General features: G+C 69.1%; 1 protein-coding gene. It reads left to right on the top strand.

What is annotated here, in order from left to right:
- Positions 1 to 39: 39 nt before the first annotated feature.
- Positions 40 to 272 (top strand): hypothetical protein (locus tag P9230_RS31290; RefSeq protein WP_278121664.1); only part of this gene is annotated, 233 nt, incomplete at its 3' end.

The following is a 272-nucleotide window of genomic DNA, read 5'->3' as shown; positions in this document are numbered from 1 at the left end:
CCGGTAGCTCCGGTAGCTCCAGTCGCACCCGTTGCTCCAGTGGCACCGGTAGTTCCAGTCGCACCTGTTGCTCCGGTCGAACCTGTCGAGCCAGTTGCTCCTGTCGCACCCGTGGCGCCGGTTGCGCCTGTCGAGCCGGTCGCACCCGTAGCGCCGGTTGCACCTGTTGCACCCGTCGCGCCGGTGGCGCCTGTAGCTCCGGTATCGCCGGTGGCGCCGGTCGCACCTGTTGCTCCGGTCGCACCTGTCGAGCCCGTTGCTCCGGTATCACC

The sequence above is a fragment of the Mesorhizobium sp. WSM4887 genome (genome assembly GCF_029625865.1).
Lineage (GTDB): Bacteria > Pseudomonadota > Alphaproteobacteria > Rhizobiales > Rhizobiaceae > Mesorhizobium.
Note: the sequence above shows the minus strand (reverse complement) of the source record. Positions and strands in the feature narration are given on the sequence as shown.